This window comes from Phycisphaerae bacterium (assembly GCA_017999985.1).
In the GTDB taxonomy this organism is placed as follows: Bacteria; Planctomycetota; Phycisphaerae; order UBA1845; family Fen-1342; genus JAGNKU01.
In genome coordinates, this window is the sequence record JAGNKU010000020.1 from 24,931 (window position 1) to 40,486 (window position 15,556).

Annotated in this window: 11 protein-coding genes; 4 read left to right on the forward strand and 7 right to left on the reverse strand. The window is 68.0% G+C overall.

Annotated features, from left to right (window positions below):
- The first annotated feature begins 57 nt into the window (after positions 1 to 57).
- On the forward strand, positions 58 to 627 hold the full coding sequence (locus KA383_19070) for a type II secretion system protein (protein MBP7748221.1): 570 nt from the start codon (positions 58 to 60) through the stop codon (positions 625 to 627).
- A 154-nt stretch (positions 628 to 781) separates the two neighbouring features.
- Here KA383_19070 and cysS read toward each other — a convergent pair whose 3' ends face one another.
- A complete protein-coding gene (gene cysS, locus KA383_19075; protein MBP7748222.1) occupies positions 782 to 2,338 on the reverse strand; it encodes a cysteine--tRNA ligase in 1,557 nt (518 codons plus the stop codon).
- 268 nt (positions 2,339 to 2,606) lie between these two features.
- Here cysS and KA383_19080 point away from each other — a divergent pair, with 268 nt between their 5' ends.
- Positions 2,607 to 4,451, forward strand: a complete 1,845-nt coding sequence (locus KA383_19080) for a tetratricopeptide repeat protein (GenBank protein ID MBP7748223.1) — start codon at positions 2,607 to 2,609, stop codon at positions 4,449 to 4,451.
- Here the strand turns inward: KA383_19080 and KA383_19085 are convergent.
- From KA383_19085 to dprA, 3 genes are all read right to left on the reverse strand, one after another.
- Positions 4,400 to 5,110 (reverse strand): hypothetical protein, encoded by a 711-nt coding sequence (locus KA383_19085; protein ID MBP7748224.1) that lies wholly within the window; start codon positions 5,108 to 5,110, stop codon positions 4,400 to 4,402. The genes KA383_19080 and KA383_19085 overlap by 52 nt on opposite strands.
- A 149-nt stretch (positions 5,111 to 5,259) precedes the next feature.
- A complete protein-coding gene (locus KA383_19090; protein ID MBP7748225.1) occupies positions 5,260 to 6,207 on the reverse strand; it encodes a thrombospondin type 3 repeat-containing protein in 948 nt (315 codons plus the stop codon).
- 1,602 nt (positions 6,208 to 7,809) lie between these two features.
- Positions 7,810 to 8,979, reverse strand: a complete 1,170-nt coding sequence (gene dprA, locus KA383_19095) for a DNA-processing protein DprA (protein ID MBP7748226.1) — start codon at positions 8,977 to 8,979, stop codon at positions 7,810 to 7,812.
- Positions 8,980 to 9,219: 240 nt separating this feature from the next.
- On the opposite strand from dprA, the gene KA383_19100 reads away from it, so the two are divergent.
- Positions 9,220 to 9,471: a hypothetical protein gene (locus KA383_19100; protein ID MBP7748227.1), complete on the forward strand. Its 252-nt coding sequence runs from the start codon at positions 9,220 to 9,222 to the stop codon at positions 9,469 to 9,471.
- Here KA383_19100 and KA383_19105 read toward each other — a convergent pair.
- A complete protein-coding gene (locus tag KA383_19105; GenBank protein ID MBP7748228.1) occupies positions 9,468 to 11,024 on the reverse strand; it encodes an enterochelin esterase in 1,557 nt (518 codons plus the stop codon). The genes KA383_19100 and KA383_19105 overlap by 4 nt on opposite strands.
- Before the next feature lie 47 nt (positions 11,025 to 11,071).
- On the opposite strand from KA383_19105, the gene KA383_19110 reads away from it, so the two are divergent.
- The gene (locus KA383_19110) at positions 11,072 to 11,902 is read left to right on the forward strand and encodes an ABC transporter substrate-binding protein (GenBank protein MBP7748229.1); all 831 of its coding nucleotides are present in this window, start codon (positions 11,072 to 11,074) and stop codon (positions 11,900 to 11,902) included.
- 12 nt (positions 11,903 to 11,914) lie between these two features.
- Here KA383_19110 and fliS read toward each other — a convergent pair whose 3' ends face one another.
- Positions 11,915 to 12,382: a flagellar export chaperone FliS gene (fliS, locus tag KA383_19115; protein MBP7748230.1), complete on the reverse strand. Its 468-nt coding sequence runs from the start codon at positions 12,380 to 12,382 to the stop codon at positions 11,915 to 11,917.
- A 69-nt stretch (positions 12,383 to 12,451) separates the two neighbouring features.
- The gene (gene fliD, locus KA383_19120; GenBank protein ID MBP7748231.1) at positions 12,452 to 15,529 is read right to left on the reverse strand and encodes a flagellar filament capping protein FliD; all 3,078 of its coding nucleotides are present in this window, start codon (positions 15,527 to 15,529) and stop codon (positions 12,452 to 12,454) included.
- Between the last annotated feature and the right edge of the window lie 27 nt (positions 15,530 to 15,556).

Genomic DNA, 15,556 nt, shown 5'->3' on the forward strand with positions numbered 1-15,556 from the left:
GACCGATGATTACGGCAGGCAGGCGCGGATGCGCCCTGCGTAGAGGGAAATCGAATCGTGTGGCAAGCGTTGACACCGTCGATTTGCCGACCCCGCATCGTCCGGCGTTGTGCGTTCTCGCTGGTCGAACTGGTGTTGGTGATCGTGATCATCGGCATTCTGGCGGCGATCGCAGTCCCGCGGTTTACGCGTGGCTCGACTGCGGCCGCCGAGGCAGCGCTGAAGGCCGACCTCAGGCAGCTACGAACGGCGCTCACGAGCTTCGCGGTCGAGCACAACAACACGTTTCCAGGGCCACTCGGGCAGGACGTCGCCGACCAGCTCACGCGGTACTCCAACCTGGCGGGTGACACGGCGGACACGCGCAGCACCGCGTACCGGTTCGGGCCCTACCTGCATGCGATCCCCCCCTGCCCCGTCGGCGAGAACGCCGGCAAGGCTACGGCCAGCGCGATCCTGATCTCGACGGACAGTCCGCCGACGCCGGTGCCGGCGTCCGGCGAGGGCTGGGTCTACAACGCAACGACGGGGGAGATACTGCCGAATACGAACATGAAGGCCGAGTCGGGGGTCAAGTTCATCGAAGCGGAAGCGACGGCAGAGGCGCTGCCGTTGCCAGGGCCGTGAGAACGTAGTATGGCCTGTGGCCAAGCTGACAGGCGATCGGGTTCACCACCAATACGCAAGGCACGAAGCGAATTGCGGCTGAATGCGGCGGCGGTCAGGCTGCGACCTTGTCGGCCCAAGGTTCGGTGCGGCGCGCCGCGAATCCGCAGACTGTCTACCAGGTCGTCCCTTGCGGGCCGTCTTTCAGCTCTATGCCCAGTCCGGCCAGGCGCTGCCGGATCTGGTCGCCCATGGCGAAGTTCTTCGCTTTGCGGGCTTCGGCGCGGAGGTCGACGAGGAGCTGGATTAAGTCGTTGCGGGCTTTCTCGGCCGCCGCTCCGCCGGCCGTGTCCTGCCACTTCAGACCGAGCACGTCGGTGACCAGTCGCTGCATAAGCGTGTCCGCCGCCAGCAAGTCCGTCGCCGGGACGCCGTCGCGAATCCAGGCCCCGGTCTGACGGGCCAGATCGAACGCGGCCGCGATGCCGGCGGCGGTGTTGAAGTCCTCGTCGAGCGCTTCGCCAAAGCGCTTCTCGATATCGGTCAGGGCGGTGCGGACCGCTTCGGATTGGGCGACCACGGCCGGGCGCGTCGGCGCGGGGCCGCTACGCCAGGCGGCCTCCGAACGCAGCGCTACCGCTTGGCCCGTCGCTGCCGCTCCGGGTTCTGAAAGGCGGGCGAGGGTGGCTTTGCGCAATTCGCGGACGGCGTCCCGCAGCTTGTACGAGCCGGCCTCCGCCGCCTTGAGCGCCTCATTCGAGAAATCGAGCGGCGAGCGGTAGTGGCTGCTGAGGATGAAATGCCGGATCACCGCCGGCTCGAACGTCCGCTCCAGCAGCGGATGGCCCTCGTAGAAGAGCTGCTTGAGCGAAATGGCGTTGCCCAGGCTCTTGCCCATCTTCTGGCCGTTGAGCGTGACCATGTTGTTGTGCAGCCAGTAGCGGCAGAACGGCTGGCCGGTGACGCACTCGCCCTGGGCGATTTCGCATTCGTGGTGCGGGAACTGGTTTTCGAGGCCGCCGCCGTGAATATCCAGCGTGACACCGATGTACTTCTGGCTCATGACGGAGCATTCGAGGTGCCAGCCGGGGAAACCGTCGCCCCACGGGCTGGGCCAGCGCATGATGTGGCCGGCTTCGGCGCGCTTCCACAGGGCGAAATCCGCCGGGTGCCGTTTTTCAGGGTTCACCTCGACGCGGGCCCCGGCTTCCATCTCCTCCACGCTGCGGCCGCTGAGCCGGCCGTACTTGCTGAACGACGCGACGTCGAAATAAACCGAGCCGTTAACCTCGTAGGCGTGGCCCTTGGCGAGTAGCTCTTGGACACACGCGATCTGCTCGGGGATGTGGCCGCTGGCACGCGGGCTGATGTCCGGCCGCAGGACGTTCAGCGCGTCCATGTCGTCGAAGTAGCTGCGCGTGAAGAGCTCAACGACGGCCATGGGGTGCAGGCTGCGCCGTCGGCCTTCAGCGATGATCTTGTCCTCGCCGGCGTCTTCGTCGTTGTCGGTCATGTGGCCGACATCAGTGATATTCTGGATGTAGGTGACATCAAACCCGCGGCAGCGCAGCCAGCGCAGGATCGCGTCAAAACTGACGTAGCTCTTGGCGTGGCCGAGGTGGCTGTGGCCGTAGACCGTCGGGCCGCAGACGTACATGCCGACTTGTGGCGGGTGCAGCGGCACGAATTCCTCGAGTTTCCGACCGAGCGTGTTAAAGACCTTCAATCCCATGTCTGCACCTGCGCCTTGTCCGCGTAATCCGGCAACCACCATTCTACGCCAAATCGAGGACAGGCCAAACAGCGGGGACCGGGCCGCGGCGGCGTTGCCCGCCCGACGCGACGGCGAGTATAGTGGCTCCGCATGTCGCCCTCGGGGCCCGGGAGCAGCGGCCCGCGATGACGACCAGCGGACGATTGCCGTGCCGACCGAAGCGCCCCTGCCCAGACTCGCCGATCCTGCCAGCGCCCGCCGGTCGAAGCGCCGATGGTGTACGGACGTGATCGCGGGCCTGATTCTGGTGGGCATCTCCGTTGCCATCTACGCGCCCAACCTGCAGGCCGGCTTCCTGACGTGGGACGACGACCTGATGGTGCTGGCGAACCCGCTGGTGCTGTCGCCCAACGGGTTGTCTGCAATCTGGAGCCGGACGGCACACACACACGGCTGGCCGAACTACCCTCTGTTCTACACGTCACTGTGGCTGAATCATCGGCTCTGGGGGCTGGAACCGGCGGCGTACCACGCCGCGAACATCGCCCTGCACGTGCTGAACGCGGTGTTGGTGCTGGCAGTACTGCGGCGTTTGGGGCTGGGCCGCGTCGCGGCGTGGCTGTGCGCGGCCGCCTTTGCGCTGCACCCGCTCCAGGTCGAGTCGGTGGCGTGGGTCACCGAGCGGAAGAACGTGCTCTCGGGCATGTTCTACCTGCTTGCCCTGCTGCTGTACGTCCACCATCGGCGGTCGGGACGCTGGTGGGCCTATGGCGTGGCATTTGTGGCGTTCGTCGCCGCGCTGCTCAGCAAGACGGGCACGTTGACGTTGATCCCCACGCTCCTGATCGCGGATTGGCTGGTGTTGCGGGGCACGAAGGACACGGCGCGACGGACACTGTCGGCGAGCCTGCTGCGCCTGGCACCGTTCGTGATCGCGGGCGTGATTGCGGCGATTGTGCTCGTCGGGATCGAGCAGCCACCGCAAGAGCCCGTGCCGCCCATGCTGCGTCCGCTGCTCGCCGCGCGAGCACTCTGGTTCTACCTGGGCAAGCTGCTGGTGCCAGTCGGGTTGTGCCCGATCTACCCGCGCTGGACGGTAAGCGGGACGACGCCGCTCGCATGGTTGCCGCTGCTGGGCTGCGTTTTGGCGCTGGCGGCGGCGATCCGTTGGCGCGCGCACCTGGGTGGCCTCGTACTCTGGGGGCTGGGCCACTTCGTAGTCACGCTGCTGCCGGTGATCGGGCTGGTGAGCTTCGCCTACCACGACCACTCGTTCGTCGCCGATCGGTTCGTGTATCTCGCGTGCATCGGCGTGTTCGCGGCGATGGCGGCCGCAATGGAGCGCGTGCTGGCGGCTCTGCGCGCAAGCCGCGCCGTACGACTCAGCGTGGGCGGCGCCGCGCTGGCCGCGGTGCTCGCATTGGCGGCGTTTACGTCGCGGCAGATACCCGTGTGGCACGATTCCTATCGCTTCTGGTCGACGGCGGTCGCGGCCAACCCGGAGAGCTTCTGGGCCCAGCATGCTTTTGCCATTCAGTTGTGGCAACGCGGGCGCACCGCGGAGGCGTTAGAGTGCTGGCGCAGAAGCGCGGCCCTGTCACCCGATTTCGTCCACGCCCAGATGATGATCGGGCTCATGCTCAAGGAAATGGGTGACCTGGACGCCGCGGGCACGCAACTGAGCCAAGCGGTAGGGCGCGTGCCGGGCTACCCTCCGCTGCGGGCGGTGCTTGCGGACGTACGCGCTGCGCAAGGCCAGTGGGCCGAGGCACTGCAGACGCTGCGCGAGATCGTCGCCGCCGATCCGAACTGCGCGACGGCGTGGGAGCGGCTGGCCTGGATTCTGGCGACCTCACCGGATGCGCAATGGCGCCGGGCAAACGAGGCCGTACGCGCGGCCCAGCAGGCGGCGCGGCTGACGCGGAACCAGGCTGCGCAGCCGCTGGACACGCTCGGCGCGGCATACGCTGAGGCGGGGCTGCTGGACAAGGCAATCGACGCGGCGGAACACGCACTGCAGTTGGCGCGGCGCGACGGCGACGAGTACCTGGCGGCACAGATTGAAGCACGGTTGGCAGGCTACCGGGCGGGCCGGCCGTTTCGCACACCACCGCCGATGTCACAACCCTGACCGCGTGGAAGACCAGCCCAGACTGCGGCGGGGTCAGCCAGCACGACGGATCGTGCCGTGATGTCATCCAGCAGTGCATTCGGTGGGGCCGGGATCTCGGCCAGCTTCAGGACGATCCGCACGACGTCGGTCATGCCGGCCGGGGTGCGATAGTGGCGCAGAAAGCGGCGGGCCACGAATTGCCGGATGACTTCGTCGAGCCCATCCGTCGACACTGCCCCGAGCACACCGACACGCGCGGCGGCCCGGCGGGCGTCACACTGCGCCACAACGCCGTAGAAGCGTTCCACCAGGTCCGGCGCGGCGGCGAGCAGGTGATGATCCAGCGCGAGTTCCAGGCACATGTGAACCAGGAAGTCGATCAGCGCCGGATGGACGGCGTCACCGTCGATGGCGGCGCGCAGTTCGCGTTGCCAGCGCAGGAAGACCGGCAGCACGTGAAACGCGCGATCCACGGCGACGTGATTCAGCAGCCCGGCCTGCAATTGCACATCCACGCGGTCCGCCAGCGTCGCAGCGCGCACCGCCGGCCAGCGAATGCGGTGGCGGCGCGAGTAGCGCAGCCACAGATCGGGCAGGACCACGCCGAGCGCGAAATATGGCTCGACGGGCCGGCCGCAGACCTCGTGGTTGTAGACGAAATGCGCGAGGTAGTTCATGCACGCCGTCCGGGCGCGTCCACAGCGCGGTGCGCGCGGCGCGCATAGTACCGGGCAACACGTCGCCAAGTCACGCGGGCGGCCCGGTCCCGAACCGACCGGCCGCCCGCGGACAGTTACTGTCGCGCTGTCAGCGCACCGCCGGACTGCTACGGATTCGACAGCAGCGCCACGAACGGGTTGATGTCACCGAAGCCGACCGTGCCGTCGCCGTCGATGTCGCAATTCCACGAGTCGCAGGCCGGGTAGGCGGTCTGCCACGCGGCCGGGTTGCTCAGCGCCAGCACGAACGGGTTGATATCGCCGAAATCGACCACGCCGTCGCAGTTGGCATCGCCCACGAGGCCCGGCTGATTCGGACAGAGCGTCCCGTCGCCGCGGTAGGTGCCGGCGGCGGCGCGACATTGCACCGGAGTCAGCGTTTCGCAAGCGCCATCGGGGAGGAAGCAGCCGCCTTCGGGCGTGGCACAAACATCACCGGTGCCGTCGGCGTCGGTATCCTCCTGGCCGGGATTGTACGTGTGCGGGCAGTTGTCACACGCGTCGCCGACGCCATCTTCGTCGCCGTCGAGCTGCCGCGGGTTGTGGGTCGCCGGGCAGTTGTCGGCGGAGTCCGCGACGCCGTCCGCGTCGGCATCCGGCGGCACGTCGACCAGCGGCACGACAATGATCAGGCCGGTGATCGTGTTATCGAGCGTGGCACGGGCGACGGGCAGGTACTGTGTGCCGAAGCGGGCGTAGGCGAGATCGATGCCCACGTCGATGTCCGCCCCGAACTCGGCTTCGTAGATGCGCGCGGCAAGCTCGTCGATGACGGCCTGGCGCGGACGCAACATCAGCCCGGGGCGCAACTGGAACTGCGGCCAGATCGCGAGCAGGCGCGAAATCTGGCCGTAGTTCGAGACGGCGGCGCGCACCTGCTCGTCCAGCACGGGCAAGCCATTGATCGAGCGCGGAATCGTGACCATCCGCTCCGTCTCGTGCGTCGAGAACGGCGTGCCGCTCGGATCGTCATTCTCGAAGTCACTGCCCGCGACGGTCTCGACGCGGGTCGCGGCGAGGTCGGCTTCCGCGGTCGGGATCGACAGTTGGTTCATGAAACCGAGGACCAGCCCCAGCGACGCGGTCTCAGGCCAGGCGGTGTGCGGGTCGCTGTCCCAGTTGAACAGCCGGGTGCGGTTGATGTAGCGCACACGCCCGCGGTCGGTGTCGATCTTGATCACCTTCGTGCCCGCGGTGTCCCGGGCCTCGATCAGCCAGCCGTCCGCAACGATGTCTTCGGGGGTGGTGTCCCCCAGCGCCGTGGCGATCCGACCGGGGAGCGCCGACGGGAGCCAGTCCGGACCCGGTGCCGGCGACAGGATGGAGCTGTCGAACGCCGGCAAGAGCAGGCCAACGGACAGCGCGTAATCGGACTCGGTCAACGGGCGCGGCAGGGGTGGGATGTCGTCCACTTCGCGGAAACCCTCGGCCAGCGGGGCGGGAAACGGATCGGCGGGGGCTTGGGTGGGCACGCAGCCGGTGTAGACGCCGCCGAGCGGCGGGCGCCCCTTCGCCTGTGAGCCGATGAGGTAGATCACGCCATGCCAGGTAGGGTTCACCGGGTCGGTCGGCCAGACGTCGTTGTAGCGCTCGGCGTACATCCGGGCCCAGCAATTACTCTGGCCGTTCGGCCCGATGCCCGCCCCGCGCGACACCGGCACCTGGTCACGACGTTGTGGCGTGGGATCGTCGTCATCGCCGAAGCAGCGATAGACGTACAGGTTGTCGAGCCAAGCCAGCGCGATCGGGCAGTCGAACGCGTCGTCCGCGAAATCGCGGTAGCGGAACGGCCACGAACTGTAGATGTACATGACGCCTTCGAAGCCATTGATTTGGTGCACGCCCTTGAACGAGCGCGACCAGTTCGGGTGCCAGTCCGTCGCGTCCATGCTCACGCACGAGGACAGGTGCAGGAAGTCCAGGTCGATGTCGCCGAATTCCATGTGCCCCTGCCAGGTCCAGCAGTTGCCGTCGCCGGGCTCATCGCTGAACATCTGCCCGCACCAGGCGCCATCGCTGCCACTGCTACCGTGAAAAGCGACCATGCACGCGTCCACATCATCCGGCCGGTCATTCCAGTGGTCGCGCCCCCAGCTCACCACGTTCACGTCGGTGAAGTCGCTGTCCCGGATGTAGCCCGCCCCGCCGGACCAGGACCCGTGGTAGAAGCCGTCGCGCCACCAGAATCGGTCGCCGTGTCCCCACGGTGGCGGCAGCGGATTGGTGATGTCGTTGTACCAGGCCGCCACCATGTCGTCCCACGAGCTGCGGTGGCTGCCTTCGCAGTTGCCGTCCCAGCGCGAGACCACGCGCACCAGGGCTTCGCGCTCGCCGAGGGGCGGCACGGTAAAAGCCTGCGCGGACACCGCGCACACTCCGGTGCCCAGACACAGCCACACTCTTCGCAAGTCCATCGGTACTCTCCTCGTTGCAGGTGGAAACGCGTGCGCAGCACAAAGCAGATCAGCCACCCACACGCGGGGCGGAGACAGGGGATCACGATTGCACGCGAGACCTTCGGCCACCTGCATCATAGGTCGCGCCGCGCGACAAACCACCGGAAAATCCCGAAGTTTCCGCGGGAGCGCCAACACCCAAAACGGAGATCAAACCACGAGAATCCCCCGACCAAGCGCCACCGCGGCCGACCGACCGCGTCAGGCAAGTGCCCGACGCCGGGCCACGAGGTTGCCCGGCAACCGGCGAATGAGACCCTTTAACTCCAGGGCGGTCAGCGCGCTCAGCACTTCCCCCGGCGGCAGTTCCGCCGCACGCAGGATCGCGTCCGCCAGCATCGGCTCGTTGGTCGTCACGGCGTAAACGCGCTGCTCCGCCGCGGTGAGCGGACCCGCGGTTACCGGCGGCGCCGGCGCCTCGTCCGCCGCACCCGCCGGTCGCTGCGCGGCGCTGTCACGGCGGCCAGCGTCGATCGTCCGGCCCACTTCCCCCAGCTCGTCGAGGATGTCTTCGAGGCAGGTCGTCAGTTTCGCCGCGCCGTCGCGGATGAGGGCATTCGTGCCGCTGGACAGGGGATCCTGCACGCGGCCGGGAATGGCGAACACCTCCCGGTTGTACTCGTTCGCGAGGCGTGCCGTGATCAGCGCGCCGCTGCGCTGCGCCGCTTCGACCACCAGCGTGCCGAGGGACAGCCCGGCGATGATCCGGTTACGCACCGGGAAACTGCCGGCGTGTACATCGGCGCGCATCGGCAGCTCACTGATCCAGGCGCCGTGCTCGAGCAGCTTCTCGGCGAGCGCCTGGTTCTCGGGCGGATAGATCTCGGTCAGGCCGCGCCCCATGACCGCCACCGAGCGTCCGCCGGCCTCAACCGCCCCGTGGTGCGCGAAGGCGTCGATGCCGCGCGCCAGGCCACTGACCACCGTGAACCCCGCCCCGGCCAGCAGTTCCCCGAACCGCCGGGCCTGCTCGCTGCCGTAGATGGTGCACCGGCGGCTGCCGACCACCGCGACCGCGACGGCGTCGGTCGGCCGCAGCTCGCCTTTCACGTACAGGACAATCGGCGCATCCGGAATGCGGCGCAGGCCCTCGGGGTATTCAGGATCGCCGCGGGCGATGATGCGCACGCCGTGCTGCTCGGCCGCCTCGATTTCCACTTCCACGGGCGCGCTGTCCCGCGCGCGGGCGATCTTGTCAGCCGTGTCCCGGCCAATGCCCTTGACCTCGCACAAGGCTTGGGCCGAAACGCCCAGGGCGCGCTCCGCGTCGCCGAACTGAATCAGCAGGCGCGAGAAGATCAGCGGACCGACGCCGTCCGTCAGGGCCCAGCGCAGGCACGTCGTTCCCGCAGCGGTGATCGTCTGGCTCATGTGCGCCTCGTGGCTGAATGCGGACCCTGCCCACGGCGCCGCCAATCTGCGCGGTTTGCACCCGGTGTGCAACCCCGGGCCGGGGTGCCGCCGATAGGTAACGGCGAGATCCACGGGTCCATACGACCGGGCGCGCCGGTGTGTGGCACGTGCCTTGCCCATGGAAACACGGAACGACAGTGGTCCGCCCCGGCCCGCAAGCGTGGACCGTGGCCTGCGCGATTGGAAGCGGAGCAAACCATGACAAATCGAGCCCGACAGTCGGTTCGACACCCGTCCGGCAGGCGTATCTCGTGCGCCCTCGGCGCAATGCTTGCGCTGGCGGCAACCACGACGACCCTCTGCACCGGCTGCAGCGACGAAGTTTCGGACGAATTCCGGGCCGCGGCCAGCGCGTCAATCAAGAACGGCCTCGGCGCCATCTTCGACGGCCTCCTCGAAGGCGTGTTCGCGGTCGCGACGCCGGACTCGACGGACGACACCAGCGATTAGCCGGGCGCCCGCTCAGCGCAGCGCGCGAGCCGATCGCCCGCGGCCCCGTAACGGCTCTCGTACGTGGCCTTCATCTGGGCGACACTGCGCTGGTACTCGCGGGGGGTCAGACCGTGCCCGGCCCCCGGCACCAAATCGACCACGGCATCACTGCCCAGCGTCCGCAGCGCCGTACGCAACCGCACGAACGCCCGCTCCAGGTAAAACTCGTCCTGGTCCCCGCACACCAGGTGCAGCTTGCCGCGCAACCGCGGTCCCAGGGTCGGCCACTCCGCTTCGATCTTCAACCGGATATCGTACTGCTTCCAGGCGGTCGCCACCTCCGGGTCGATGCGCCCCGTCCTCCGGTCCCACAGCGGACGCGGGCGGCCGTCCGGCCCACGCGGGCTGAAAACGGCCTCGAACGACTGCAGTTGCCCGCCGCGCCCCAGAGTCGCCTCCAGCCGCCAGAAATCAGGCGCCCGCAACCCTGGCCCCCACGGACCCGGCCGCGAGACGCGATTGGGATTGCCCTCGGCGTCGTACAGGAAGTTCGCATCCGGTGCGTAGATGTCCAGGAGCTGAAACGCCGAGAAATCCACCGGGTCCGGCGACAGGGACCAGACGCCGCCGAACGCGTCGGGGTGGGTGATCTGCAGCCAGAGGCTGCTCCAGCCGCCGGACGAGACCCCCGTGACGTAGCGTGCCCCGGCCTCCGGGATCAGCCGGAACCGATGTTCCAGGTACGGAATGAACTCCTCCACGAGCGCGGTGCCCCAGGGGCCATTGTTCGCCGAATCCGCGAAGACGTGATGCCCGGTCGGACAGTCGGCGTCCAGAAGGACCACGACCGCGTCGAAGTCTTCGGTGGCACACGCGTACTGGAACAACTGACCCATCTGCGTGTCCAGGATGGTGCCGCCGAACCCGGAAATGACATAGACCGTGGGAAAGCGCTGGTGCGGGCTGGCGTCGTATGATTCCGGCAGCAGCACGGCTGCGTACATGTGCACGTAGCGGCCGTGGAACGCGCTCAGACGCCGGCTCATCAGGCGCGCGTACTTGACCGATTCCGAGTCTACGAGCCGCAGGGCCGGGAGGCGCTCGTTGATGGTGAGCCGCAGCGTCGCGGGCCGCGCGGGATCGTGGGTCAGCTCGGTCACGTCGCTCACGGCGTTGCCCGGAGCGCGCAACACATCGTGCGAGCGCGTGTCCAGATTCAGCACGGCTTGCACGCGGTATTCGCCGGCGGGCAGTTGCGCGAGGTCGTGCGGGTGACCCAGGCAGCGCGCGGGGTCGAGCTGCAGGACCTCGCCGGGTGCCCAGTTGACGACGTCCTGCGCGAAGAACGGCTGACAGTCGAACCACGCCACACCGTCCAGCGGGCGCTGCTCGGCGCGCGTCGTCGTGACCACGTAGACCCGCCCGGTATAGGGTGGGCGGCACACGCGGGCCTCGAACATGATCTCGATCTGCGGCGGCGCGGCCCGGACCGGCGCCGCCCCCACTAGTGCGAGACAGCCGGCAAAGAGACAAATCCGAAGCAGCGGCGAATGCGGCCGGCCGATGGACATGCTATGCTCCTGAGACCCGGAGCATTATAAGGAGTCTGGGAACGAGCATGCTAATCCGCCTGGCGCACAGCCCCGATCCCGACGATGCGTTCATGTTCTACGGCCTGGCGCGCGGCGCCGTCGATCCCGGCCCTTACCAGTTTGCGCACGTGCTCGCGGACATCCAGACGCTCAATGAGGAAGCGCGCCGGGGCACGTACGAGATCACCGCGATCAGCATCCATGCGTACCCTTACGTGGCGGACCGCTACGCGCTAACCGCGTGCGGCAGCAGCATGGGCGACAACTATGGGCCGTTGCTCGTCAGCCGTGCGCCGCTGACGGTGGCGGAGCTGGCCGGGCGCGCGATCGCGGTGCCGGGGCTGCTGACCACGGCTTATTTGACGCTGCAACTGCTGCTCGGCCGCGACACGTTCCGGCCGCAGGTGCTGATGTTCGACACGATTCCGGACGCGGTCGCGCGCGGGGTGGTGGACGCCGGCCTGTTGATCCACGAGGGGCAGCTCACGTACGCGCGACAGGCACTGCACCCGGTGATCGACCTGGGCGCGTGGTGGCACGCGCGGACCGGCCTGCCGCTGCCGCTGGGCGGCAACGCGGTCCGGCGCGACCTGGGCGGGGCCCGCGCGCGCGAGCTGTCCGGGATCGTCCGGGCAAGCATCGACTACGGGCTGGCACACCGGGCGGACGCGGTGGATTACGCGCTGCGGTTCGGGCGGGGCCTGGATGCCGCCCTGGCCGACCGCTTCGTGGGCATGTACGTCAACGAGTGGACGCGCGACTACGGGCCGCGCGGCCGGGAGGCAGTGCAACGGCTGCTGGCCGAAGGGGCCGCCGCCGGGCTTGTGCCGCCGACCGGGCCGCTCGATTTCGTGTGACGGTTGGGAGCTTCAGCCTTCGGCGGAGAACGAGCCGGGCTCCTGCGCGGGTGTGGCTGGCGACGCAACCGGCGCGGTCGGCGCGGACGCATGCAGTTCCTTGCGCAGCTTCTCGATCAGCAGGACCCACGTTTCGCGCTCATACCGCAGCGTGCGGAGCGCGTCGTGCAGCGCCTTCTCGTCCTGATGGACATTCGCATCCACCAGCCGCCGGAAGACGAAGTTGTAAATGGCGGTCATGCGGTCCGCGAGCTCGGGATTGACCTCCCGGCGAATGCCATTGGCAAGCTCGAGCACGATCAACTGGGCGCGTTCGAGCGCCAGGAAGGTGGCCTCGCGGTCTTTGGCCTGCAGGGCCTCGAGGCCGCGGGTGGCGAACTTGATCGCCCCATCGAACAGCATGAGCTGCAATTGCTCGGGGGTCGCGGTGAGGACCGCATTCCGCAGGTACGTCTGGGACGGTGCCGAGTTCTGGCTCATAGGCCCTCTATCGTCTCAAACCACGCGGGCGGTCATTACCGGCGCCCGCCGCTCGTCTGAACAGCGCCACTAGGATCCGGAGCTGCTGGAGTAGTTCATCAGCCACTCCGTCGACAGCGAGGCCAGCGCCGCCTGTTGCGACTGCAGTGCGGCCAGCGCTGTTTCCATCGCCTGGAACTGGGTCAGCAGCCGGGCCCGTTTGCGCTCCAGTTGCTCGTTCATCTGCGTGACCCGCGCCTGCAGCAGGTCCGAATTACTCTGCAGCGTGTCGGCCCGCCGGTTGATCAGGCCCTCGCTGCCCGTGATGGCTTCCAGCGCCTCCTTCATCTGCGCCGCGGCACCCGTGGTTTCGTCGGTGAAGAACCGCTCCACGGCCGCGGGGTCGGCCTCGTATGTTTCGCGAAACGCGGTTTCGTCAAAGCTGAGCTTGCCGCCGCTGGACACTTTGATGCCGAGATCGGACAGGCGGTGGAGCAGGCCGCCGCTCACAAAGGTCGTCGTCGCCAGCCGGCCCAGGCGACTCCGGACCGTGTACAGCGTCCCCTCGCCCTGCAGGATGGCCGCCGTTTGGGTGTCGGCGTCGTAAGCGCCAGCCTCCTTGGCCGCGTCCAACGCCGCGTTGAAGTCGTCCACGAAGCCCTGCAGGCTGGTGACGAGTGTTTTCAGGTCGCGGCCGACCGTCACGGTGACCGCCTGGTCGCTGACCGCGTTCGCAGTGAATGTCAACCCTGGCACGACGTTGCTGAAAGAGTTCGTCGCGCTGGTCAACAGCACGCCGGAGTCCGCGTTGCCGCCAAAGTAGACGCGCGCGTCCTGCGCACGGGCCAGCGTGGTCACGCCCAGGTTGGCCGCGCTGTCGTCGATGATGAGCTCGCCCCGAGCGCCGCTGACACGGGCGGCGATATTGAGGCGAAATGGCGACACGCCGGTGCCGTCGTTCAGCACGGTGGCGGTGGCCAGCGTCGTTTCGGCGCCGATGCGGCTCGCGAGCCCGCTGAGCGTGTCGCTGCCGCCGATGGCCAGGCGGAACTCGAAGGCGCCGTCAATCTGCCCGTTCTGGGCTGTGCCGAGGATGTTCAGGTCCTGCGCGGTCCGGCTGCCGTCCTCTTCGATCTTCAGCGTGCCCGCTCCGCCACCGGTGTCGGTGATGAGCAGGCCGTCACCCGTGGCATTGATGCTCGCCTGGACGCCAATCGTGAGCTTGTTGATGGCTTCGATCACGTCCTGGAGCGTCTCCAGCGACGGCGACGACAGGTCCAGCGTGGCCGCAGCACCGCGTGAACCGGTGATCTTCACCTTGCCGCGCGAGATGCCCCGCCCGTTATTGAGGCTGTCCAGACGCGTCGCCTCCGAGATGTAGCGCCGCTGCAGGTTGTTGCTCCTGATCTCGCTGGCGGTCTGGGCGAGCCCCAGCGACTCGGCGAAGTCCCCGCCCAGCGTGATCGGCGTCGCGCTGCCGAGGTTCCGGACCAGCAAACGGGTGCCGGTGTTGTCGTAGCCCGCTTCGATGCCGAGGCTGCCGCCCCCACCGACATCGGTCGCCTGATTGATCAGCGCGATCACGTCCTCCAGCGTCTGGGCGCCCGCCACGTCCACCGTGGCGGTCTTGCCGTTGGCTTCGATCGTCAAGGTGCTGCCGGCGAAACCGGCGCCACCGTTCAGCGTCCGCAACAGTACCGTGTTCAGGCTGCCGATGATGCGCCCGCCGACTGCGACCGCCCCGCTGCCCGTGTCTTCGTACGTGCCGGCCGCGAACCCCAGATCCTCGAGGGCCCGCGAGCGCGACGTCGTGCTTGGCGGCGTCAGCACCATGGCCCCGCTCGTCGTACGCAGTTCCAGCCGCTGGCCGTCGCCGGCGATCGCGGCGGTGACGATCGGCTGGCCGTCCGTGGTTTCGTTGTTGACGGCGTAAGTAATGGCCGTCGCAACGTCGGCCAGTGTGTCCATGTGCAGGATGTCGCGTCCGGAGATCTTGCCCGACGACGACGTGCCGTCGATGCCCAGATCGCGGGCCGCATTGCCCGTGACATCTTCGATGATGAAATTGCTCCGCTGTGCCTCGTCCAGGCCGCTCACGTCGGTCTTGTCGCTGACGACCAGGCGGCTGCCGGTCAACACAACCGAGATGCGCGCGTCCCCGAAAGCGTTCTGCAGCGCCGTCCGTACGTCGCCAATCGTCCTGGCGGACGAAAGATCGACCGTGGCCGAGCGCCCGTCGCGCGCCGTGAGCTTGAGGGTACCCAGCCGCACGCCCTGCCCGTGATTGAGGCGCCCCAGCCGCACGTCCGCCCCGATGATCTCACTCAGGCTGACGCTGATGTCCTTGCCGCCGGCCTGGATGGTGAAGTCGCCGCCGGCGATGGCGGTCCGCACGCCCAGCCCGTCGTTCAGGCTCGCCAGCGCCGTCGCGTTGCTCAGGTACATGATCGTGCCGCCGATCAGCTCTCCGGTGCCCTGCGAGTGGCCGGCGCCGAAGCCCAGGTCGGCGGCCGCCGAGCCCGAGACCTCCTGCACCCGGAGCACGTTGCCCGCGCCCGACGTGTCCTTGAGCACAAGGGCATCCCCGGTCACGTTGGCGGAGACCTGGATCCCGGCCGCGTTGATCTTGTCCAGCACCTCGCCGACGGTGAGCGCGTCGCTGATGTTGATCGTCGCCGCCTGCGTCCCGTTGAGGATCTTGAATGTCCCGCGCCGCACGCCCGCATAGCCGTTCAGCTCGTCCAGGCGCGTCGACGCGTTGACGCGCGCTTGCGCGGATTCGATGGTGAGCGTGCCGGCGCTCAGCGGCGCGCTTGCATCCGCGAAGCCGCGCGTGACGAACTGGTTCGTTGAGGCCAGGGCGCGCACGACAAAGCTGTATGCCCCGGGCTCGGCGTTCGAGGTCGTGCTGGCAGACAGCACATCCGGCAGCGACGAGGTGGCGGTCGCCGCCCGAAACGGGTTCGAACTCGACAGCACCGTCACGCGGCTGAGCAGCGCCGTGATCCGCGCTGAGATGCTCAAGTACGCCGTCTTTTGCGCATTCAGGCCACTCACGCGCTTCAGCAACAGGTCACGCGGCGCCGCATCGACGGCGATCAGCTTGTCGACCAGACTCTGGTAGTCCAAGCCGGAAATCAGGCCCGTACCAGACGTTATGGTGCCCACGGCGTTCCTCCACGGAAACAGTTCGCT